This is a genomic window from Sphingomonas sp. A2-49 (assembly GCF_025548555.1).
Lineage (GTDB): Bacteria > Pseudomonadota > Alphaproteobacteria > Sphingomonadales > Sphingomonadaceae > Sphingomonas.
The window spans coordinates 96,996-118,566 of sequence record NZ_JAJLPA010000003.1; the positions used below are offsets into that span (position 1 = coordinate 96,996).

Sequence of the window (21,571 nt, forward strand, 5' to 3'; positions counted from 1 at the left end):
CCGGTAGGTACTCGCACGCGTGTTCGTTCCCCTTTGCGAGAGCGTTCGCGTTCGAATCCACCCCCAAGCTTCCCTATAACGCCGTCGGCTCGTCTTGGTTGCGGTGCAGCGTACGTTTATCCGACGCTTCCAGCGGTAATGATATTGGAATCAATGGGTTACCGGTCATTCCTTGATCTGGCGACGAACCGACGCGGCCAAGGCACGACCGTATGGCGGCTTCAGTCCTGCGAGTTTCGCAACGTCGATCCGCGCCTGTTTGAACACGGCTTTGGCGTGACTAAACGTCCGGAAGCCATCGATGCCGTGATAGCTGCCCATCCCCGACGGTCCGACGCCGCCGAACGGCAGGTCCTCCATCGAGACGTGAAAGACGACGTCGTCCAGCGTCACGCCACCCGACACCGTCCGGTCGAGCACCCGCCGCCGCTCGCCCGCGTCGCGGCCGAAGTAATAGAGGCCGAGCGGGCGTGGCCCGCGGTTGACCCGCGCGATCGCCGCGTCGATGCCCTCGTAGCGGACGATCGGCAGGATCGGGCCGAATATCTCTTCCTGCATCAGCGTCATGTCGTCGGTGACGTCGCGGACGATGTGCAGCGGCATCTTGCGGCTGTTCGACGCGCCGAAATCCTCGTTCGCCGGATTCACCGTCTCGATCCGCGCACCCTTGCCGCGCGCGTCGTCGAGCCAGTCGGTCAGGCGGCGGTGATGGCGGTCGTTGATGACCGAGGTATAGTCGGGGTTGGCGAGCAGCGTCGGGTACATCGCGGTCGCCGCGGCCGTCAGACCGTCGACCAGCGCCTGTTCCTGCGCCGCGGGCACCAGCACGTAATCGGGCGCGAGGCAGATCTGGCCCGCGTTCAGCATCTTGCCGATCGCGATCCGTTCGCTCGCCTGTGCGATGTCGGCGTGCGTGCCGACGATCGCCGGGCTCTTGCCGCCCAGTTCCAGCGTCACCGGCGTCAGGTTGTCGGCAGCGGCGTGCAGGATATGGCGGCCGATCCCGGTCGCACCGGTGAATAGCAGATGGTCGAACGGCAGCGCCGCGAACGCCTGCCCCACCTCCGGCCCGCCCGATACGAACGACAGTTCGTCCGCCGCGAAATAGTCGCCGGCCACCGCCTCAAACACGGCGGCGGTCGCCGGGGTGAACTCGCTGGTCTTGACCATCACCCGGTTGCCCGCGGCGAAGGCGCCCGCGACCGGCCCCATCACCAGGTTCACGGGGAAATTCCACGGCGCGATCACGCCCACGACCCCCTTGGGCTGATACTCCACCCAGCCGCGCGCACCGAGCAGGCCGAGCGGGAACTGCACCGCCCGCCGCTCGCGCGCCGCCCATCGCTCGACATGCTTCAGCGCATGCGTGATCGGCGCGATCGAGCCGGCGATGTCGGTCAGCATCGACTGGTCGCGGCTGCGGTGCCCGAAATCCTCCGACAGCGAGTCGCAGAAGCGGCCGGCATGGTCGCGGATCATCGCCGCGGCGCGCGTCAGCCGGTCCTTGCGTGCGGCGATCGTCACCGGCAGCTCCGCCATCGCCGCGGCGCGCTGCGCGGCGAGCAGCGCCGCGATCGTCATGCGCGGCAGCCGATCAGGCCGGCGACCGGGACGACGATCCCGTCCTGCCCCGGCCGATCGATCTGCAGCGACCCCGCCGGCACCTTCGCCCCGGCGGTGAGCGCCTCCTGCTGGACGATCTCCATCGTCAGCCGGGCGGTGACGTCGCCGCCGCGATATTCGGCTTGGTCGGCGAAACCGAGCTTGCCGGCGCCTTCGCCGGCGCTGCGCGTCAGGTCCAGCGTCCGGCCGCCGAGCGACACGCGGATCGTGGCGGGATCGGCGGTCGCCATCGCGACGAGCTGACGATCCGCGACGCTCCACAGATACGCGGCGCAGCCCTTGGCGGGCAGCCGCTGTTCGCCGATCGGGCCGAGCGTGACGGCGGCGGCGGGCGGGGGCGGCGCGGCTTGCGCGGCCTGGACCAGTGCGGCGAACAGCAGAGCGATCATGCCGCCAGGACTATCATGGCGAGCCACGCGGGGTAAGCCGCCACCGCCAGCAACGCGCCGAACGGCAGCGCGGTGTCGGCGGCGACGCGTCGCCCGGAGAGGTGCGCGAACAGCGCCACCCCGAGCCCGACGAGGCTCGCGATGACCAGCACCGCGGGCAACATCCGCCAGCCGAGCCACAGGCCGATGCCGCCGAGCAGCTTGGGATCGCCGCCGCCCATGCCGTCGCGTCCCCGCCACGCCCGATAGCCGATCGCGATGGCGGCAAGCATCCCATAGCCGGCGACGCCGCCGATCAGCCGGTCGGCAAGCGGCGGATCGAACCCCGCCGCGCCGCTCGCGAGTCCCGCGACGGCCAGCAGGGCGGTCAGCCGGTCGGGCAGCCAGAATGCCGCGACGTCCAGCGCGGCGAGCGCGAGCAGCAGCCAGCCGAATATCGCGCCGGCCAGCCCCGTCCACCCGGGCGCGGCAACCCCCGCCACGACGCCGATCGCGAGCGCCGCCAGCTCGATCCACCAGTGGCGCGGATCGATCCGCGCGCCGCACCGGCGGCAGCGTCCGCGCTGCACCGCGAAGCTGAGCAGCGGGATCAGGTCCGCCGCGCCGAGCGTCGCCCCGCAATCGTCGCAGGCGGAACGGCCGTGCACGATCGATCGCCCCTGCGGCCAGCGGATAACGAGCGCGGCGACGAAGCTGCCGAGGATCGCACCCAGCACGCCCAGCGCCAGCGGCCACCACGCCGCTGCGCCGCTCATCCTACGCCTCGTCGGGCTCGGGATCGCGGATCAGGTATCGATAGACGCCGAGCAGGTCGATCAGCAGCAGCACGACGTTCTGCGATCCCAGCGCCCAGTCGCGCATCAGTACCGCACCCGTGATCCACGCCAGCGCGGACAGGCAGAACAGCGCCATCGCCCAGCCGGTGTCCCGCCGTCCCCAGTCCAGCGACACCACGGCCGCCGCGATCATCCCGCTGATCGACGCAAACCACCGGATAGGCTCGATAAAATCTTCCATGCGCCGCAAGCGCGCGGGCGCGCCGATCGATCCGTCGGCGGGCGAACACCGTCCGGCGCAGGGCATCGCGCACGCCCGCGCCGTCAGCGCGACGCGCCCCTGCCCCCGCCCGCTGCGCGGTGCGTTGCGCCGGCCGCCGCACGCATCGTCCCGTCATTGCCCTGCCCCGTCCCACGTCCTAGATCGGCGGCAACCAGAACACCGGAGAGCCGCCTTGTCCACCGATCCCGTCGTCATCCTGAGCTACGCCCGCACCCCGATGGGGTCGTTCCAGGGCGCGCTGGCGGGCGCGTCCGCGACCGAACTCGGCGCTGCCGCCGTCCGGGCCGCAGTCGAGCGATCGGGCGCGTCGGCCGAGGCGGTCGAGCGCATCTACATGGGCTGCGTCCTGCCGGCGGGTCTCGGCCAGGCGCCCGCGCGCCAGGCGGCGATCGGCGCCGGGCTCGGCACGCACGTCGAGGCGACCACGGTCAACAAGATGTGCGGATCGGGGATGCAGGCGGCGATCCTGGCGGCGGATGCGCTTGCGGCGGGATCGGTCGACCTGCTGGTCGCGGGCGGCATGGAGAGCATGACCAACGCCCCCTATCTGTCGCGCAAGCACCGTGCCGGCGCGCGCATCGGCCACGACACGCTGTACGACCACATGTACCTCGACGGGCTCGAGGACGCCTACGAACCCGGCAAGCTGATGGGTCACTTCGCCGAAGAGACGGCGGCCGAATATCAGTTCACGCGCACCGCGATGGACGATTACGCGATCGAATCGCTGACCCGCGCGCAAAAGGCGCAACGATCCGGCGCCTTCGACCGCGAGATCGTCCCGGTCGAGGTGAAAGGCCGCAAGGGCAGCACGCTCGTCGCGCTCGACGAACAGCCCGCCAAGGGCGACGTCGCCAAGATCCCGACGCTCAAGCCCGCCTTTTCGCGCGAGGGCACCATCACCGCCGCCAACGCCTCGTCGATCTCCGACGGCGCGGCCGCGCTGGTGATGACGCGGGCGTCGGTCGCCGAGCGGCTGGGGCTGACGCCGGTCGCGCGCGTGGTGGCGCACGCCGGGCATGCGCACGCGCCCGCCCGCTTCACCACCGCCCCCGTCTTCGCGATGCGCAAGGCGATGGAGCGTGCCGGGTGGAGCCGCGACGACGTCGACCTGTTCGAGGTGAACGAGGCGTTCGCGGCGGTATCGATGATCGCGATCCACGATCTCGGCCTCGATGCCGCACGGCTCAACGTCCACGGCGGCGCCTGCGCGCTCGGCCATCCGATCGGGGCGAGCGGCGCGCGCATCCTCGCGACGTTGCTGTCGGCATTGGAGACGACCGGCCAGACCCGCGGCCTCGCCTCGCTTTGCATCGGCGGCGGCGAGGCGACGGCGATGGCGGTCGAATTGATGCGATAGCCGGTGCGGCGGCGGTCAGCGGGCGTAGAGGTGCGTCACGTCCGACTTGCTGCCGTGCAGGCGCACGACGCGCTGATCCTCGCACACCGGCGCCGCGACCAGCCGGATCCACCGCGTCGCGGCGTTCGCCGGGTACACCTCGATATCGAGTGTGAAGCCGCGGCGGTGACGGATGGCGTGGCTGCGCAGCCGCTCCATCGCCGCGCGCGAGCGTTCGGCATAGAGGGGCAGCGTGCCGGCGCGGGTCGGCGCGATGGCGTCCGGGAGCCCGAACAGGCGGTAGACCTCCGAAGACCAATGCAGGCTGTTGTCGGCGAGGTCGCAGGCCCAATGGCCGCGCGTCGGGTCGAGGCGTGGCATGGCGACGGCGTCGCCGGCATCGTCGTCGCAGAGACGGCCCAGATCCAGCCGCTGCGCCACGTCGGCCAGTGCCCAGCTGTGATGCAACGGCAGCGGTTCGGTCGGCGTCACGGGCGTCGTCCTTCCTGACATATCGGAAGGACGGCAATACCGCTTCGGTCCTAACAAGCTGTTATCGCTGGAGAGCCGTCGAATTCGCCGGGTCAGGGCAGGCGTTCGCCGCCCTCCACACCCCACAGGCTGGCCGCCTGCACGAACCCCGCCTGCCCCTTGACGTCGAGCCGGCACCAGCCGTCGGTACAGGCGCTGATGCGGCCGACGACGCCGGGCGCGGCGCGCCAGAGCAGCTTCGCGCCGGCGGACGGCGCGTCGTGCATCGCCAGCGGCTGCGTACCGCGGACGATCGCGGTCCGGCGTTCGCTGAGCAGCGCGGCGAGCATCCAGCCCTGCGTGCCGTCGGGATCCTCGACCTTGCGCCACTGCTTGAACGTCGCGACGACGCGCACCGGCAAATCGGCGCGCTGGTACAGCCAGTTTGCCGGATAGGTCTTGTCCGGGCCGGTGCGCATGCGTGCGCGGCCCGCGGCGATCGACCCGAAATACGGCACCTTCCGCTTGGCCTCGGCGGCCAATGCGCCGCCCTCGGCGACCAGCATCGCCAGTCCCGCCGCCGCCCATGCCCAATAGCGCATCGTCCCTGTCCTTCTGCCCGACCGTTTCTCTGTAGCGCGGGACGCGCCAACAGCAACGATCCGTTGACGCCCGCCGCATGCTCCGCCAAGCCGGAACCGCGATGACACCGTCCCGCCGCCACCCCAGGGTCGTCGTGACCCGCGAGCTCGCCGACCCGGTCATGGATCGGCTGGAGGCGCTGTTCGACACCGTCAACAACCGCGGCGATGCGCCGATGGACCGCGAGCGTCTGGCCGCAGCGATGGCTGATTGCGACGTGCTCGTACCCACGGTCACCGACGAGATCGACGCGGTCCTGATCGCGGCCGCAGGCGACCGGTTGCGGCTGATCGCCAATTACGGCGCCGGCGTGAACCATATCGCGCTGAAGGCGGCGCGCGCGCGCGGCATCATCGTCACCAACACGCCGGGCGTACTGACCGAGGACACCGCCGACATGGCGATGGCGCTGATCGTGTCCGTTCCGCGGCGCCTGGCCGAGGGCGAGAAGCTGGTCCGTTCGGGCGAATGGCACGGCTGGAGCCCCGGCGGCATGCTCGGCCACCGGATCGGCGGCAAGGCGCTGGGCATCGTCGGCATGGGGCGGATCGGCCAGGCGGTGGCTCGCCGCGCCCGCGCGTTCGGCCTGTCGATCCACTATCACAACCGCCATCGCCTGCCCGCCGTCGTCGAGGCGGAACTGGGCGCGACCTTCCATGCCGATCTGGACGCGATGCTCGGCGTCGCCGACATCGTCTCGATCCACACGCCGCTCAACGCCGACAGCCGCGATCTGATCGACCGCCGCCGGATCGGGCTGATGCGCCGCCACGTCTATCTCATCAACACCTCGCGCGGCGGCATCGTCGACGAAACCGCGCTGGTCGGCGCGCTGGAGGCGGGGTTGCTCGCCGGCGCGGGGCTGGACGTGTGGGAACACGAACCGCGCATCGACCCGCGGCTGCTGGCGCTGCCCAACGTGGTGATGACGCCGCACATGGGTTCGGCGACGCTGGAGGGCCGGCAGGCGTCGGGCGAACGCGTCATCCAGAACATCCGCATGTGGGCCGACGGCCATCGCCCGCCCGACCAGGTTCTCGAAGGCTGGGCCTGACCGCGCCGCCGCATGACGAATCGTGTCCGCGGGAACGGATCGCCGCACTGCGGCATTGAGCTGGCCTCCACCCAGCACAGGATGCACGCCATGACCCTTCGCCCCCTCATCGCCTCCGCTCTTCTACTCGGCACGGCCGCAAGCCTGTCGGCCTGTTCGACGCTGAAGGGTGCGGGCATCGGTGCCGCGGGCGGCGCCGGCGTCGCCGCGGCCACCGGCGGCAGCGTGGAAAAGGGCGCAGCGGTCGGCGGCACCGCGGGCGCCGTCGTCGGCACCGTCGCGAAATAGTCCAGCGGGAGCGGCGGAGCGCCGCATTACTGCGTCCCCTGCAAGTCGACCGTCCCGGCGAGAGCCGGGACCCCTTCGTGCGACAGGCGGGGGAGCGAGCCAAGACCGACCCCCTCAGCCGCCGCGACTTGCCCCGGCCTTCGCCGGAGCCGAACGGCGCCGGGTCACGTGGTTTCGTCCACGCTGGCCGCTATCGGTCAGTCGCCCGTCAGGATGCGGTCGACCAGCTGCTTGACGCTCGGCACGAAACCGTTCGAATAGAATGGGTCGCGCTTGAAATTATACGCCGCGTGACCTGCGAACATCAAATTCTGGTCGATGTCGCCGCCGTGCGCGATGTCCTGCAGCGTCTTTTGAATACAGAAGCTGCGCGGATCGGCGAGACGGCCGGTCGAGTTGGTTTCGGTATCCGCCCAGCTCGAGAACGAGCATTGCGACAGGCAGCCCATGCAATCCGCCTGATCCTTGCGGATGATGCCCTTTTCCGTCGGCGTCACGAACACCAGGGTGTTGTCTGGCGTCTTGAGCGCGTCGGTATAGCCTTCGCCGAACCACTGGCGGGCGCGGAGCAGGTCGTTGCGCGTGACCCAGAAATTCTTGCCCTTCACGCCGACGTCGAGCTGGAAGACGTGGTCGCCGGCCTCCTGCGTCGAAAAGGCGATCTGGCGGTCCGAGCGCGCCTCGAGGTTGCGCAGGAACGGATTGCGCACCGCCGACGAATAGAAACCGGTCGGCGAAAAGCGGTGTAGCAGCACCTCGCCTTCCTCGATATGGGTCAGCTTGTCCTTCCAGTCCTGCGGAATCGGGCTTTCCTGCGTCAGCAGCGGGCGCGTACCGTATTGGAAGGCGATCGTGCCGAGTTCGGGATTGTCGATCCAGTCGTTCCAGTCGCGCAAGTACCAGACGCCGCCCGCCATCACGATCGGCGTGGTATCCGGAATGCCGCCTTCGCGCATCACCGCACGCAGTTCGGCGACGCGGGGGAACGGATCCTGCGGCTTCAGCGGGTCTTCGGCGTTGGACAGGCCGTTGTGGCCGCCGGCGAGCCACGGGTCCTCGTAGACCACCGCCGCAAGCCATTCCGACGCCTTCGAATAGGCGCGCTTCCACAGCGCGCGGAAGGCGCGGCCCGACGACACGATGGGCAGGTAGGACACGCCGTAGGATGCGGTGATCTCCGACAGCTTGTAAGGCATGCCGGCGCCGCAGGTGACGCCCGCGACCATGCCGCGGGTGCGCTCCAGCACACCGTGCAGGATGCGCTGCGCGCCCCCCATTTCCCACAGCACGTTGATGTTGATCGCGCCCTTGCCGCCCGCGATCTCATGCGCGCGATAGACCTGCTGGACGGCGCCCTCGATGGCATATTCGACCAGTTCCTCGTGGCGTTCGCGGCGCGTCAACGCGCGATAGACCTGGGGAATGATCTTGCCGTCGGGATCGTAGCTGTCGGCGTTGACCGCCGAAACCGTGCCGATGCCGCCCGCGGCGGCCCAGGCCCCGGCCGAGGCGTGATTGGTCGCGGCGACGCCCTTGCCGCCTTCGACCAGCGGCAAGACCTCGCGGCCATTGTAGACGATCGGCTTCAGGCCCTTGAACACGGAAAACATCACCTCATCCCGGGGGTAAATACGGCCGGCTATACAAGAAGGATGCGGCGATGCGAAGGAATTGCGCTCGATGCCCCCGGAACACGGCGGTGGCGGCGGCTTAGGCGTCGGTTAACCCTAATCGGGCACAGCAGGCGCTTCGAACGCAACCGCATGAGGAAATCGACCGATGGGGGCCCTCAATCACCTGATCGCGCCGCGGCGCCCGGCACGCCAGCAACCCGGCGTCACGCTCCGCTCGCCGCTCGGCGCGCTGCTGCTCACGCAGCTCGAGCGGCTTGGCATGCCCGCGGGCGCGGTACCGACACAGGGGCCGACCGGATCGGCGTGGTCGCGTGCCTATATCCTCGGCGCCGCCTGTGCGTCGTTGCAGCACCAGCCCGCCGCGCCATCCAGCGACCAGGAATGTTTCGGCGTCGCGCTGACCGCGTTCGCGCTGACCTATGGCGAGCCCGCCGCGCGCGCGATCCTCGCCGAGACGATCGCCGCGGCCGAGGCGCGCGAGCCCGAGGTGGAGGACGGCCTGCTGATCGGGGCCGCCGACCTCGCGCTGGTCGCAACCGCCGGTGCGGACGCACCCGCGCTGCATTTCGCGGCGCGCATCCGCGAGGAACGCGCCGAGCGCGTCTGACCGTGCGCTATCCGAGCGCGCCCGGCCTTCCGAGCGCGTCTTCGTACAGTCCGCGATAGCGGGCCACCATCGTGCCCTCGTCGAACAGCGCGCGTGCCCTTGCCCGGTTCGCGGCGCCGACCCGCGCGCGCAGGTCCGCGTCCGTTACCAGCGCCTGGAGCGCGTCGCGCAGCAGCACCTCGTCGCCGCCGGCGACGAAGGGCGCATTCTCCGCCGCGACCATGCGCGGGACGTCGCCGACCGGGGTGCTGACGATCGGCAGCCCGGCCGCCATCCCCTCGACGACGCTGATCGGGCATTGTTCGCTCTTCGACGACAGCGCCAGGATGTCGAACGCGCCGACGAACCGGTGCGGGGCGGCGAGGAAGCCGGGCAGCACGACGCGATCGGCGATCCCCATCGCGTGTCCCGCCGCCAGGATCGCGTCGCGCTCTGGCCCCTCCCCGACGATCACCAGCCGGAACCGGCCGGCGATGCCGCCGCACGCGCGCACCAGAAGCGGCAGGTCCTTCACCGCGCGCAGTCCGGCGAGCACGCCGATCACGACTTCCTTGCCGTTGCGGACGAAGCCGGGGATCGCCCGCGCATCGGGGCGCTGCGCGTAGAGCGCGGTGTCGATCCCGTTGGCGATGCGATGGACGCGCGACGCAGGCTGTTTCCACGTCCGCCGCGCGATGTCCTCCAGCACCTCCGACGGCACCACCAGCGCATGTGCCGCGCCGAGCGCGATGCGCCGGTAGACGTTGCGCTCGACCTTCAGCCCGCGTGCCTCGTCGGCGTTGAAGCCGTCTTCGTGATGGACCAGCGGCGGCGCTCCCTTCGGGAACACGCGGCGCGCCATGACGCCGTCGATCGCCCCCCAATTGTAGGTCAGCACCAGGTCGAACCGGCGCATGAAGCGCGCGAGCGCCTCGTAGCGCGCGACCGAGGGGCGGCCGGTGAGCGGCGGCGCGACCTGCGCGATCTCGTAGCGGACGTGGCGGCCGATCGCGGCGCGCGCGCCCAGTTCGTCCGGCACGCCGCTGACGATCGTATGCCGCGCCGCGTCGCCGAACGCGTTCATCAGGCGGACCGCCCGCGCCTCCTTGCCCCCGAGGCTGAAACTGGAATGGAGGTGGAGGATGTGGACGGGCTGCGGCATCGCGCCCGTCTAGCGTGCGACGCCGACGCGCGGAAGCCGGCGCCTATTCGTGGCGGAGCGCGTCGATCGGGTTGAGCGCCGCCGCGCGCCGCGCCGGGAAATAGCCGAACACGACCCCGATCACCGCCGATATGGCAAAGGCGATCAGGTTGATCTGCGGATCGAACGTCCACGGCACCTGCATCAGCGGCACCAGCGCGAGGATCACGCCCTGCGCGATGACGAGGCCGATCACCCCGCCGAGGCACGACAACGCCACCGCCTCGACGAGGAATTGCAGCAGCACCTCGCGCGCCACCGCGCCGATCGCCAGGCGGATACCGATCTCGCGCGTGCGTTCGGTCACCGACACCAGCATGATGTTCATGATGCCGATACCGCCCACCACGAGGCTGATCGCCGCCACCGCCGCGACGATGCGGGTCAGCAGCGTGGTCGTGCCGGTGAGCGTGTCGGAAATCTGCTTGGTGTCGAAGATGTTGAAATCGTCGTCGCGGCCGGCCTGCAAATGGCGGCGTTCGCGCAGCAGGTCGGTGATCGCCGACTGCACGTTGCTCGTCTGATAGGCGGTGTCGACGCCGACCAGCATCAGCCGCACGTCGCGATTGCCGGTGAAGCGGCGCTGCACCGTCTTGATCGGCATCACGACGACATCGTCCTGATCGCCGAACCCGCCCTGCCCGCGGGTGCTGAGCGCACCGATCACGTCGCAGCTGACGTTGCCCAGCCGGATGCGCGCACCGATCGGATCGGCGCCGCGGAACAGGTTCTGGCGAACCGTGTTGCCGATCAGGCAAACCGCCTTGCCCGCCTCCTGCTCCGCGGCCGTCCAGTAGCGGCCGTTGACCAGCGGCCACGGCTGGACGACGAGAAACGCGCTGGTGGTGCCGTTGATCGAGGTCGACCAGTTGGCGCCTTCGTAGATCGCGGTCGCCGACGCGCTCGCCTGCGGCGCGACCGCGGTGACGCCGGCGATCTGGTTGGCGATCGCCTCGACGTCGTCCATCGTGAAATTGGGCGGCTGCGGCCCGCCGCCGCCACGGCCGAAGCCCTGACCGGGCCGGACTTGCAGGATGTTGCTGCCGAGCGCCGAGATCTGCTGCTGGACCGCGGTCGTGGTCGCCTTGCCAAGCGTCACCATCGTCACGACCGCGCCGACGCCGATGACGATGCCGAGGATCGTCAGGAACGAGCGCAGCAGGTGCCGGCGGATCGAGCGCAGCGCGAGGATGAGCGTGGTGCCGAGCATCTAGGCCTCCACCGCCTCGCCCTGTCGATGCTGCGCCTCGATCCGCTCGACCAGCCCGTCCTTGAAGTGGATCACGGTGCGCGCGAAGGCGGCCATGTCGGGTTCGTGGGTGACCATCAGCACGGTGATGTTGCTCGTCTGGTTGAGGTCGGTCAGCAATTCCATGATTTCGACCGAGCGTTCCGAATCGAGGTTGCCGGTCGGTTCGTCGGCGAGCAGCACGTCGGGCTGCGTCACGATCGCGCGCGCGATCGCCACGCGCTGCTGCTGGCCACCCGACAGTTCGGCGGGCGTATGGTCCCACCAGCGGTCGAGCCCGACCTTGGCGAGCGCCGCCATGCCCAGCTCGCGCCGGGCCTTCTTGTCCTCGCCGCGATAGAGCAGCGGCAGCTCGACGTTCTCGAGCGCGCTGGTCCGCGACAACAGGTTGAACCCCTGGAACACGAAGCCGAGGTAGCGGCGGCGCAGCAACGCGCGCTGGTCGCGGTCGAGCGTCTCGACATGGTGCCCGCGGAACAGGAACGTCCCCGCCGACGGCACGTCGAGACAGCCGAGGATGTTCATCGTCGTCGACTTGCCCGATCCCGACGGCCCCATGACCGCGACGAAATCGCCCGCCTGAATGTCGAGATCGACGCCCTTCAGCGCCTGGAACTGCGTCGCGCCGGTCCCGTAGACCTTGGTCACGCCGCGCATCGTGATGATCGGGTCAGCCATGTCCCGCTCCCTGCGTCGCTTTGGCGGAGGCAGGCGTCCCGCGGCGGCGGTCCACCGAGACGTCGGCGTCCATGGCTCCCCGCCTGTGCGCGGAGGACGATGCCGGGCGTGGGTTACTGGCCACCGGCCCCGCCCCCGCCGCCGCGCCGGGCGCCGCCGGCACCGCTGCGGCGTGTGCCGCCCGTGCCGTCGCCGCCGGCCGCGGCGAGTTGTCCGGTAATCACCTGCTGACCCGGCTTCAGGTCGCCGGCGAGCACCTCGGTCATCGTGCCGTTGCTGTCGCCGGTCGTCACCGACACCGCCTGCGGCTTGCCCTCCGCGTCCTTGACATAGACCGTCTGGCTGGCGCCACGGCCGAGCTTGGCGGTGCGTTCCGGCCGGTCGCGGCGCGGACGGAAGGTCAGCGAGCCGGCGATGCCGCCGCCCGAACCGCCCGCCCCCGCCGCGGCAGGCTTGAAGCGCAGCGCGGCGTTGGGGACGAGCAGCACGTTCTGCCGGTCCGACGTCACGATGTCGGCGGTCGCGGTCATCCCCGGCCGCAATTGCAGCGACGGGTTGGCGACGGTCAGGTCGGCGGCATAGCTCACCACCTGTCCTGTCGTCGCGGTCGTGCTGGTCGTCGTCGAACTCGCCGAACTGACCGTCAGGTTCGATCCCAGGTCGACCCGCGTGATCGTCGCCGGAAAGGTGCGGCCCGGAAAGGCATCGACGGTGAAGTTCGCCTTCTGCCCCAGCTTGACCTCACCCACGTCGGCCTCGTCCACCGCGACCTCCAGCTTCATCTTGCTGAGGTCCTCGGCGATCACGAACAGCGTGGGCGTGTTGAACGACGCCGCCACCGTCTGGCCCGGATCGATCTGGCGCGCGAGCACGACGCCGTTGACCGGCGACCGGATGATGGCGCGCGCGCGCTGCGTCTGGCTCTGGGCCAGCGCCGCCTGCGCGGCGGAGACGTTCGCCTGCGCGACCTTCAGCGCGGCGACGCTGCGCTGATAGTCGGCGCGACCGGCCTGCAATTCGGTCCCCGACGGCACGCGGCCGTTGGACAGCTTGTACACCTCTTCCAGGCGGGCGAGCTGCGCGCGGCTTTCCGCGACGGTCGCCTGCGCCTGGTTGACCTGCGCCTGATTGGCGGCGATCTGCGCCTGCTGCTGGCGCATCTGGTCCTCGATCTGCTGCGGATCGATCAGCGCCAGCGGCTGCCCCGCGGCGACGCGGTCGTTGACGTCGACGACGACCTTCGTGACCAGGCCGGACAGCTGCGAACCCACCGTCACCTGGTTGGTCGGCGCAAGCTTGCCCGTCGCGGAAACGGTGACGGTCAGGTTGCCGCGCTCGACCGCCTGCGTCGCATAGCCCGCATCCGCCTTCGGCCCGAAACAGCTCTTGAGCAGCAGCGCGAGCAGGACGACGCCGATCGCGACGAACACCCATTTCAGATAGCGGCGCCACGCCGGCGCAGGCTTCACGCCCAGGAAGTCGTCGATCGGTTCGTCGGCCATCAGCGGGTCTCTGCCACGGGAGTTGGGGTCGCGCCGCGATCGGGCGCCTGCGGAACGACGCTCGCGTCCCAGCCGCCGCCCAACGCATTGTAGAGCGCGACGAGCGCGGTCGACTGGTCCGATCGCGCCTGAACGAGGCCATTCTGTGCGGACAGCAAGGCGGCTTCCTGCTGGTTCAGCGTCGTGAAGTCGGTGAGGCCGCTGCGATACTGGCTGCGCGACAGGATCGCCGAGGCGCTGGCCGCGTCATAGGCGATGCGGAACTGCGTCTCGCGCTGGCGGGCGGTGTCGAGCGCGACGATCGCATTCTCCACGTCCTCCAGCGCGGTCAGCACGATCCCGCGATAATTGGCGAGCGCGGCGTCGGCCGCCGCCTCGCTGGCGCGGACCTGGCTGCGCAGCCGGCCGCCGTTGAAGATCGCCTGCGTCAGCCCGGCGAACAGGCCGCCGGTGATCGCGTCGCCCAGACTGCCGATGCTGGTCGCGTTGGTGTTGATATTGCCGGTGATCGCCAGCGCGGGGTACAGCCGCGCCTCGGCGACGCCGATCTGCGCGGTCGCGGCGGCAAGCGCGCGCTCGGCGGATCGCACGTCCGGGCGGCGGCGCAGCGTGTCGGCGGGAATGCCGACGCCGACCGTGGCCGGGCCGCGCGGGATCGGGCGCGCCGCCGCCAGTGCGGAGCGCAACGCGCCCGGCGCCTGCCCGGTCAGCACCCCCAGCCGCGCCACCGCGGCGGCATATTGCTGCTCGATCTGCGGGACCGTCGCGGCGGTCTGCGCGCGCTGGCTGCGCGCCTGTTCGACGTCGACCGAGGAAACGAGGCCCGCCTGCACGCGAAAGCCGGCGATCTCCAGATTGTCGTCCTGGATGCGAAGGCTGGCGCGCGCATTGCCGAGCTGCGCCTGATAGGCGCGCGCCAGCACGTAGTTGCGCGCGACCTCGCTCTCCACCGTCAGCAGCACGGTGGCATAGTCGAAGCCGCTCGACTCATATTGCGCGCGGCTCGATTCGACGGTGCGGCGAATCTCGCCGAACAGGCCGACCTGATAGCTGGCGGACAGGCCGCCCGAAAAGCTGTTGGTGCCGCCGCCGCCGGTATCGACCACCGTCCCGTCGGGCAGGGTGAACGACCGCCCGCCGCCGCGCAGGTTCTCGTTGCGCTGGTAGCCCGCCGACCCCGACAGCGTCGGCAGCAGCGACGCGCGGCTCTGCGTCAGCGCCTCGCGCGCCTGACGCAGCCGGGCGACGGCCTGTGCGACGTCGGTGTTGGCGACGCGCGCCTGCTCGACCAGCTGCCCCAGCGTCGGATCGTCGAAGTTCGACCACCAGCGCGTCAGATCCTCAGGCGACTGCCGCGCCGGAACCGAATAGCCCGCCGGCACACCCAGCTCGGCCGCGCTCTTCGGGCGATAGTCCGGGCCGACGGTGCAACCGGCGAACGCCGCGGTGGCCAGAAGGAGTGCGGGAACGCGTGCCATGGCGTGCTGTGTGGTCAACACACCGTTGCACGTCCAGCGTTTTTGTGTCGCAATCTGTGTCGCCGCGGTGGCGGCGGCGACACGGGCCGTGTCACGCGCCGGTGAAACGCGGCTTGCGCTTCTGGAGGAAGGCGAGCCCGCCCTCCATCGAATCCGCCGAGCCGCGGGCGCTGCGCTGCGCCTCCGCCTCGGCCAGCAGCGTGGTGGCATAGTCGGTTTCCAGCGCACGGCCGAGTGCGCGGCGCATCAGCCCCAGCGCAACCGTCGGCCCGGCGGCGAGCCGCGTCGCCAGCGCCAGCGCCTCGGCATCGAGTGCCTCGTCGGCGACGACCCGGTGGATCATGCCCCAGTCGAGCGCGCGCGCGGCGGGCACACGCTCGCCGAGCATCATCATCTCCGCGGCCCGCGCGCGTCCGATCAGCCGCGGCAGCATCCACGACGCGCCGCCGTCGGGGACCAGCCCGATGTTGACGAACGCCTGCAGGAAATAGGCGGTCTCGCTCGCGACGCAGAAATCGGCGGCGAGCGCGAGCGAACAGCCGATGCCCGCGGCCGGTCCGCGCACCGCGCTGACGACCGGCACCCCGAGGTCGGCGATCGCCGCGATCGTCGGATTGTAATGGGCGGTCAGCGCGGCGTAGGTCGCCTCCCCCGGCGCATCGCTGCCGAGCGCACCACCGGCGACGTCGGCGCCGGAGCAAAAGGCCCGCCCGGCGCCCGCGATCAGCACCGCCCGCGCGCCGCCGAGATCGGCGAGCGCGGCGCGCAAGTCGTCGAACATCTCCGGCGGCGCGGCGTTGAGCCGATCGGGCCGGTCGAGCGTCAGGATCAGGACGTCGCCCTGCGTCTCGACGCGGATATGCTGATAGGTCATGGCGCGTCCCCTCCCGTGCGGCGCAGCACGCCGGCGAAGGTTGACGGCGATGGCTGGCGCACCCGACAGGATTCGAACCTGTGGCCTCTGCCTTCGGAGGGCAGCGCTCTATCCAGCTGAGCTACGGGTGCCTGGGGAAGGCGCCTAGCAAAGGCGGTGGCGGGGCGCCAGAGGCTTTATCGCGCGGGGGTGCGGCTTTCGGGCGGCGGGGTCTTGGCTTTGAACGCGCACAGGTCCGCGACGATGCACCGCCAGCATTCGGGCCGCCGCGCCTTGCAGACGTAGCGGCCATGCAGGATCAGCCAGTGGTGCGCATGCAGCCGAAAAGGCTGCGGCGTCGCCCTGTCCAGCTTCAGCTCGACCGCCAGCGGCGTCTTGCCGCGGGCGAGGCCGGTGCGGTTGCCGACGCGGAAGATATGCGTGTCGACCGCGAACGTCGCCGCGCCGAAGGCCACGTTCATCACGACGTTGGCGGTCTTGCGGCCGACGCCGGGCAGGCGTTCGAGCGCGTCGCGATCGTCGGGGACCTGCCCGTCATGCTCTGCGACCAGCATCTCCGACAGGGCGATGACGTTCTTCGCCTTGGTGTTGAACAGGCCGATCGTGCGGATGTGGTGTTTCAGCGCGTCGAGGCCCAGCGCGACCATCTGTGCGGGCGTGTGCACCGCGGCGAACAGCGCCCGCGTCGCCTTGTTGACGCCGGCATCGGTCGCCTGCGCCGACAGGACGACGGCGACGAGCAGCTGATAGGCGTTGCCCGATTCGAGTTCGGTTTCCGGATGCGGGTTGGCCTCCGCCAGCCGGGAATAGAAGGTGAAGACGTCCGCCTTCTTCACAACCCGAGCACGTCCCCCATGCGATAGCGGCCCGCCGGCCGGCCCGCGATCCACAGCGCTGCACGCACCGCGCCGCGCGCGAAGATGCTGCGGTCCTGCGCGAGATGCGCCAGCTCGATCCGCTCGCCCTCCGCGGCGAAGATCACGTTGTGGTCGCCGATCACCGATCCGCCGCGCAGCGAGGCGAGCCCGATCGTCCCCTCGGTCCGCGCGCCGGTCAGGCCGGCACGGCCGTCCACGCGCAGCTCGGACAGCGTCGTCCCCCGCCCCGCCGCCGCCGCCTCGCCGAGCAGGATCGCGGTGCCGGACGGCGCGTCGACCTTGTGACGGTGGTGGCTCTCGACGATCTCGATATCCCAGTCGGTGCCGAGCCTGGCGGCCGCCTCGCGCACCAGCTGCGCGAGCAGCGTCACGCCGAGCGAGGTGTTGCCGGTCTGGAGCACCGCGATGTCCGTCGCCGCGGCATCGATCAGGCCGTGCTGCGCCTGGCTGAGGCCGGTGGTGCCGATGACGATCGGCGTCCGCGCGGCGCGCGCGATGGCAAGGTGCGCCGCAAGCGCGGACGGCGCAGAGAAATCGACCAGCACGTCGGCGACCTCGGCGAGCGCCGCCGGATCGCCGCCCGCATCGACCCCGCCGGCGAGCGTCGCGCCCTCCGCGACGATCTGTTCGGCGATCGCGCGTCCCATCCGCCCGCTGCTGCCGTAGATACCGATCGCGGTCATGATCGCCCCGCCGGATCACGGGGGGTGCGGTGGTTTCGCGAGGCTGGGGATCGGACGCCGGTCATGCGCCTTCCTTGGCACAGGCCCGCCGGATAGGACAGAAGCAGGCGACAGGGCGTTGATATATGGGCTTATCTCCCGGACGAGCGGCACGCCGCACGATCCGGCGTGGCGATCGATCCGCGATTCCCCTACATCGCGGCCGTGCCCCGCGCGGGCGTCACTTGACGGACGAGGACAAACGATGAAGCTCAGTGCCCGCAACCAGATGTCCGGCACGGTCGTGGCGATCACGCCCGGCGCGGTCAACGGGACGGTCAAGGTCGACATCGGCGGCGGCACCATCGTCACCGCGAGCATCACCGAGGAAGCGATCGCCGATCTGGCGCTGGCCGACGGCGATCGCGTGACGGTGATCGTCAAGGCCAGCGACGTGATGATCGGCAAGTGAGATGAAGATCGGCCCGCTCTGGCTGAAGCTGCAGATCGCCTGCGGCGATGCGCTGGCGCTCGGCCCCGGCAAGGCGGACCTGCTCGACGCGATCGGCACGCATGGGTCGATCTCGGCGGCGGGGCGCGCTTTGGGAATGAGCTATCGGCGGGCGTGGGTGCTCGTCGACGAGATGAACCGCTGTTTCGACCCGCCCGTCGTCGAGACGTTGCGCGGCGGCGGGCTGGAGCGCGGCGCGCGCGTCACCGAAACCGGCGTCGCCGTGCTGGCCGCGTATCGCGAGATGGAGGCGGAGGCCGCGGCGATCGCGGACCGACCCGCCTATGCGCGGCTGCGCGCCAGCCTGCGCCCCACGCCGCTGCCGCCGACGACGAAATGAGATGATCCACTTTATATACGGATGAATATAACCTCGATATACGGCCGGACATAACGAGCGTGGACTGCCCGCGCCGCCCCGGGGGGTCCTGCCGATGTCGATGCGTCTGTCCGGATTGTTCTGCACGATCGCCATGCCGCTGTGCGCGTGGCCCGCGATCGCGCAATCGGTCGATGCGACCGACGACGCGCCGGGGGGCGCCGCCGAGGCCGATACGCGCGGCCTGCCCGACGTCGTCGTGACGGCGCGTCGCCGCGCGGAAAACGCGCAGACCGTGCCGGCGGCGCTGTCGGTCGTCGACGGCACGCTGATCGACCGCAGCCTGACCGTGAACACGCAGGGGCTGACGACGCTGATCCCCAGCCTCAACTACAGTTCCGCCAACCCGCGCAACACCGCCTTCACGATCCGCGGCCTGGGGTCGAGCGTCGTCGCGGTCAGCCAGGCGAACGACGGGCTCGAACCGGGCGTCGGCTTCTACGTCGACCAGGTGTATCACGCGCGCCCCGCGACCGCCGCCTTCGACTTCGCCGATATCGAGCGGGTCGAGGAACTCCGCGGGCCGCAGGGGACGTTGTTCGGCAAGAACACGACCGCGGGCGCGCTCAACATCACGACGCGGGCGCCGGTCTTCACGCCCGAAGGCTTCGTCGAGCTGTCCTATGGCGAACGCAACCTCGTCCAGGCCAAGGGGTGGGTGTCGGGACCGGTCACCGACACGATCGCCTATCGCGTGTCGGGCGTGTCGACGCGGCGCGACGGGGTGATCGACAACGTCCGCACGGGTCGCGACACCAACACGCTCGGCACGCAGGCGGTGCGCGGCCAGCTGCTGTTCGTGCCCGACGACGCGATCCGGATGCGGGTGAGCGCCGATTTCACCAATTTCCAGGCCTATTGCTGCGGACAGGTCTATCTGCGCACCGGCACCAGCCTGCGCGCCGCCAGCCGCCAGTTCGGCGGCCCGGCGGGGCTCGCCGCGCAGTTCGGCTATGCGCCCGCCAGCACGAACCCCTACGACCGCGTCACCGACATCGACGGGCCGCTCGGCGTCGACACCAACGAGGGCGGCGTCGCCGCGATCACCGACTGGAACCTGGGCTTCGCGACGCTGACCTCGGTCAGCGCGTGGCGCTTCTGGAACTGGGATGCCGAGAACGACCGCGACTATACCGGGTTGCCGATCCAGTCGTCGCAGCACATCCCCTCGCGCCAGGACCAGTACAGCCAGGAGCTGCGGCTCGCCTCCAACGGCACCGGCCGGATCGCCTATGTCGTCGGACTGTACGGGTTTCGCCAGCGGATCGTCGGACGGCCGATCAGCATCTACGGCCCGGCGGCGGCGCGCTACCTGATCGGCACCAGCGTGACGACGGGCACCGCGCCCAACCAGGTGGTGACGGCGGTGCCGTCCAGCCTGCTCGACGGCTACGGCCAGGACGGCCGGACCGATTTCCGCAGCCGCAGCTATGCCGCGTTCGGCGAGCTCAACTGGCGGATCGTGCCGCGGGTCACCGCGACGATCGGCCTGCGCTACACGCAGGAGGACAAGGACGGGTCCTACGCGACCACCGTCTCCGGCGGCCCCGCCACCACCAATGCCGCGCTGGTCGCCGCGCGGCTCGGCGTGCTGCGTCCGCAAAGCTATGCCGCGCACGACAGCGACGGCAGCCTGTCGGGGCGCGGCAACGTCGCCTGGCAGGCGACCGATGCGACGATGGCCTATGCGAGCTATGCGCGCGGGTACAAATCGGGGGGCATCAACATGTCGGGCCTGCCGCTCGACAACGCCAACCGCCCGGTGCTCGCGACCGCGGTCGTCCGGCCGGAACGCAACGAAACCTATGAAATCGGGCTCAAGAACACGCTGTTCGATCGTCGCCTGACCTTCAATGTCGATGCCTTTTACACGCGGGTGCGGGATTTCCAGGCGACGGTGGTCGAAAATTCGCTGACCCAGACGGTGCAGCTGCGCGGCTATCTGTCCAACATCCCGGCGGTGACGGTGAAGGGGATCGAGGCGGATGCGGCCGCGATCCTGCTGCCCGGCCTGACCGCGCGCGCCAGCATCGCCTATAGCGACGGGCGGTACAGCGACTATCCCGCCGGCCCCTGCCCGCTCGAGGTGCAGACCGCCGCCACCACGCAATGCAGCCTGACCGGCCGGCGGCTCGCCTCGCTGCCGCGCTGGGCGCTGACCGCGGGGCTCGACTATGTTCGCAGCATCGGGCGGGGCGCGGCGTTCGTCCACGTCGATACCGCCGCACGCAGCGGCTATAACGGCGACCCGAGCCTGTCGCGCTTCACCCGCATCGAGGCCTATGCGCTGACCAACGCCAACATCGGCTATCGCTTCGCCGACGGCACCGAAGTGCTGGTCTTCGCGCGCAACCTGCTCGACGCGGACTATATCCAGAACCTGACGATCCAGGCGGGCAATTCGGGACTGATCCTCGGCTCCCCGAGCGATCCGCGCACGATCGGCGGCACGATCCGGTTTCGGATGTGAGGCACGCTCGGCTCGTCATGGCGCGAGCCGGAGGGAAGTTTACGCTCAGTTCCCGACGATCGAGCCGGTAACCCACGCTGCCGATAACGGCCATTTGTGATATGTGATGCTTCCCGTTTCTCCGTCTCCGTCGGGCTACTGCGGGAAAGAGCAATCGGGAACAGATTCTGGGAAAACAGCCGGCCCCAACGACCATTGGCGCCATCACCGGAGCGACTGTCCCGCTGTGGGTTCCCAAACGGGAATGGCGACGGAGAACATTGCGGCGTACTGATCCATCACCAACCACCCGGACTTGATAGGATCGTTGTGTCGGAAGCGCCGTTCGGTTTGAACGAGAAAGAGCGGGAGGTGCTCCGGCTGCTAACGCAAGGGCACGACGTAAAAAGTGCTGCCGCGTCCTTGGGCTTGTCAGTTCACATGGTGAACGAGCGCCTTAGAGAGGCTCGCGCTAAAACGCAATCAAGCAGCAGTAGAGGAGCGGCGCGCCTCTTGGCCGAGATCGAAGCTCCCAAGAATCTTGGGCACACAAAAACTGATGTTTCGTTTGTGCCTGCTGCGCCGAAAAGGTCGGGGCCGTCCCATGATGGGGCGACAAAGAGCT

Annotated in this window: 22 protein-coding genes and 1 tRNA gene; 7 read left to right on the forward strand and 16 right to left on the reverse strand. The window is 70.0% G+C overall.

From position 1 onward, the window contains the following. Nucleotides 1-165: 165 nt before the first annotated feature. The 4 genes from LPN01_RS05555 to LPN01_RS05570 are packed head-to-tail and all read right to left on the reverse strand — an operon-like array spanning nucleotide 166 to nucleotide 2,981. Nucleotides 166-1,581 carry a coniferyl aldehyde dehydrogenase gene (locus LPN01_RS05555; RefSeq protein ID WP_262827368.1) on the reverse strand — a complete coding sequence of 472 codons (1,416 nt, stop codon included), beginning with the start codon at nucleotides 1,579-1,581 and terminating at the stop codon, nucleotides 166-168. After that, the gene (locus tag LPN01_RS05560; RefSeq protein WP_262827369.1) at nucleotides 1,578-2,012 is read right to left on the reverse strand and encodes a hypothetical protein; all 435 of its coding nucleotides are present in this window, start codon (nucleotides 2,010-2,012) and stop codon (nucleotides 1,578-1,580) included. The genes LPN01_RS05555 and LPN01_RS05560 overlap by 4 nt, the downstream gene beginning before the upstream one ends. After that, nucleotides 2,009-2,767, reverse strand: a complete 759-nt coding sequence (locus LPN01_RS05565; RefSeq protein WP_262827370.1) for a prepilin peptidase — start codon at nucleotides 2,765-2,767, stop codon at nucleotides 2,009-2,011. Before LPN01_RS05565 ends, LPN01_RS05560 begins: the two co-directional genes overlap by 4 nt. Before the next feature lies 1 nt (nucleotide 2,768). Further along, a complete protein-coding gene (locus LPN01_RS05570; RefSeq protein WP_262827371.1) occupies nucleotides 2,769-2,981 on the reverse strand; it encodes a hypothetical protein in 213 nt (70 codons plus the stop codon). 262 nt (nucleotides 2,982-3,243) lie between these two features. Between LPN01_RS05570 and LPN01_RS05575 the strand changes: the two genes are divergently transcribed. Continuing rightward, nucleotides 3,244-4,431: an acetyl-CoA C-acyltransferase gene (locus tag LPN01_RS05575; protein ID WP_262827372.1), complete on the forward strand. Its 1,188-nt coding sequence runs from the start codon at nucleotides 3,244-3,246 to the stop codon at nucleotides 4,429-4,431. 15 nt (nucleotides 4,432-4,446) lie between these two features. On the opposite strand, the gene LPN01_RS05580 is transcribed toward LPN01_RS05575, so the two are convergent. Both LPN01_RS05580 and LPN01_RS05585 read right to left on the reverse strand, forming a co-directional pair. Continuing rightward, nucleotides 4,447-4,902 carry a hypothetical protein gene (locus LPN01_RS05580; RefSeq protein ID WP_262827373.1) on the reverse strand — a complete coding sequence of 152 codons (456 nt, stop codon included), beginning with the start codon at nucleotides 4,900-4,902 and terminating at the stop codon, nucleotides 4,447-4,449. 92 nt (nucleotides 4,903-4,994) lie between these two features. Continuing rightward, the gene (locus LPN01_RS05585; protein ID WP_262827374.1) at nucleotides 4,995-5,483 is read right to left on the reverse strand and encodes an SH3 domain-containing protein; all 489 of its coding nucleotides are present in this window, start codon (nucleotides 5,481-5,483) and stop codon (nucleotides 4,995-4,997) included. A 101-nt stretch (nucleotides 5,484-5,584) separates the two neighbouring features. On the opposite strand from LPN01_RS05585, the gene LPN01_RS05590 reads away from it, so the two are divergent. Beyond that, entirely contained in the window at nucleotides 5,585-6,577 is a 993-nt protein-coding gene (locus LPN01_RS05590; RefSeq protein WP_262827375.1) for a 2-hydroxyacid dehydrogenase, read from the forward strand. Between the two features lie 90 nt (nucleotides 6,578-6,667). Further along, the gene (locus LPN01_RS05595) at nucleotides 6,668-6,865 is read left to right on the forward strand and encodes a hypothetical protein (RefSeq protein ID WP_262827376.1); all 198 of its coding nucleotides are present in this window, start codon (nucleotides 6,668-6,670) and stop codon (nucleotides 6,863-6,865) included. A 197-nt stretch (nucleotides 6,866-7,062) separates the two neighbouring features. Here the strand turns inward: LPN01_RS05595 and LPN01_RS05600 are convergent, their stop codons facing one another. Then, nucleotides 7,063-8,466, reverse strand: a complete 1,404-nt coding sequence (locus LPN01_RS05600) for an NAD(P)H-dependent flavin oxidoreductase (RefSeq protein WP_262827466.1) — start codon at nucleotides 8,464-8,466, stop codon at nucleotides 7,063-7,065. A gap of 178 nt (nucleotides 8,467-8,644) precedes the next feature. Between LPN01_RS05600 and LPN01_RS05605 the strand changes: the two genes are divergently transcribed. Continuing rightward, nucleotides 8,645-9,106, forward strand: coding sequence for a hypothetical protein (locus LPN01_RS05605; protein WP_262827377.1), 462 nt, complete (start codon nucleotides 8,645-8,647; stop codon nucleotides 9,104-9,106). 7 nt (nucleotides 9,107-9,113) lie between these two features. Here LPN01_RS05605 and LPN01_RS05610 read toward each other — a convergent pair whose 3' ends face one another. The 9 genes from LPN01_RS05610 to dapB form a co-directional block, all read right to left on the reverse strand. Next, complete coding sequence (locus LPN01_RS05610) at nucleotides 9,114-10,247, reverse strand: glycosyltransferase (protein ID WP_262827378.1); 1,134 nt, start codon at nucleotides 10,245-10,247, stop codon at nucleotides 9,114-9,116. 43 nt (nucleotides 10,248-10,290) lie between these two features. Further along, on the reverse strand, nucleotides 10,291-11,496 hold the full coding sequence (locus LPN01_RS05615; RefSeq protein ID WP_262827379.1) for an ABC transporter permease: 1,206 nt from the start codon (nucleotides 11,494-11,496) through the stop codon (nucleotides 10,291-10,293). Then, on the reverse strand, nucleotides 11,497-12,213 hold the full coding sequence (locus LPN01_RS05620) for an ABC transporter ATP-binding protein (RefSeq protein ID WP_262827380.1): 717 nt from the start codon (nucleotides 12,211-12,213) through the stop codon (nucleotides 11,497-11,499). 113 nt (nucleotides 12,214-12,326) lie between these two features. After that, nucleotides 12,327-13,715, reverse strand: a complete 1,389-nt coding sequence (locus tag LPN01_RS05625) for an efflux RND transporter periplasmic adaptor subunit (RefSeq protein ID WP_262827381.1) — start codon at nucleotides 13,713-13,715, stop codon at nucleotides 12,327-12,329. Next, the gene (locus LPN01_RS05630) at nucleotides 13,715-15,193 is read right to left on the reverse strand and encodes an efflux transporter outer membrane subunit (protein WP_262827382.1); all 1,479 of its coding nucleotides are present in this window, start codon (nucleotides 15,191-15,193) and stop codon (nucleotides 13,715-13,717) included. Before LPN01_RS05630 ends, LPN01_RS05625 begins: the two co-directional genes overlap by 1 nt. A 91-nt stretch (nucleotides 15,194-15,284) precedes the next feature. Then, complete coding sequence (locus tag LPN01_RS05635; RefSeq protein ID WP_262827383.1) at nucleotides 15,285-16,067, reverse strand: enoyl-CoA hydratase-related protein; 783 nt, start codon at nucleotides 16,065-16,067, stop codon at nucleotides 15,285-15,287. Between the two features lie 54 nt (nucleotides 16,068-16,121). Then, nucleotides 16,122-16,198 (reverse strand) — tRNA-Arg (locus tag LPN01_RS05640). Nucleotides 16,199-16,243: 45 nt separating this feature from the next. Then, a complete protein-coding gene (gene nth, locus LPN01_RS05645; protein ID WP_262827384.1) occupies nucleotides 16,244-16,903 on the reverse strand; it encodes an endonuclease III in 660 nt (219 codons plus the stop codon). Beyond that, nucleotides 16,900-17,628 carry a 4-hydroxy-tetrahydrodipicolinate reductase gene (gene dapB, locus LPN01_RS05650; protein ID WP_262827385.1) on the reverse strand — a complete coding sequence of 243 codons (729 nt, stop codon included), beginning with the start codon at nucleotides 17,626-17,628 and terminating at the stop codon, nucleotides 16,900-16,902. Before dapB ends, nth begins: the two co-directional genes overlap by 4 nt. Nucleotides 17,629-17,872: 244 nt before the next feature. On the opposite strand from dapB, the gene LPN01_RS05655 reads away from it, so the two are divergent. The 3 genes from LPN01_RS05655 to LPN01_RS05665 all read left to right on the forward strand — a co-directional run bounded on the left by LPN01_RS05655 (nucleotide 17,873) and on the right by LPN01_RS05665 (nucleotide 20,967). Further along, complete coding sequence (locus LPN01_RS05655) at nucleotides 17,873-18,079, forward strand: molybdopterin-binding protein (RefSeq protein ID WP_262827386.1); 207 nt, start codon at nucleotides 17,873-17,875, stop codon at nucleotides 18,077-18,079. Nucleotide 18,080: 1 nt separating this feature from the next. After that, complete coding sequence (locus LPN01_RS05660; RefSeq protein ID WP_262827387.1) at nucleotides 18,081-18,458, forward strand: winged helix-turn-helix domain-containing protein; 378 nt, start codon at nucleotides 18,081-18,083, stop codon at nucleotides 18,456-18,458. A gap of 94 nt (nucleotides 18,459-18,552) precedes the next feature. Further along, nucleotides 18,553-20,967: a TonB-dependent receptor gene (locus LPN01_RS05665; RefSeq protein ID WP_262827388.1), complete on the forward strand. Its 2,415-nt coding sequence runs from the start codon at nucleotides 18,553-18,555 to the stop codon at nucleotides 20,965-20,967. Nucleotides 20,968-21,571: the final 604 nt, after the last annotated feature.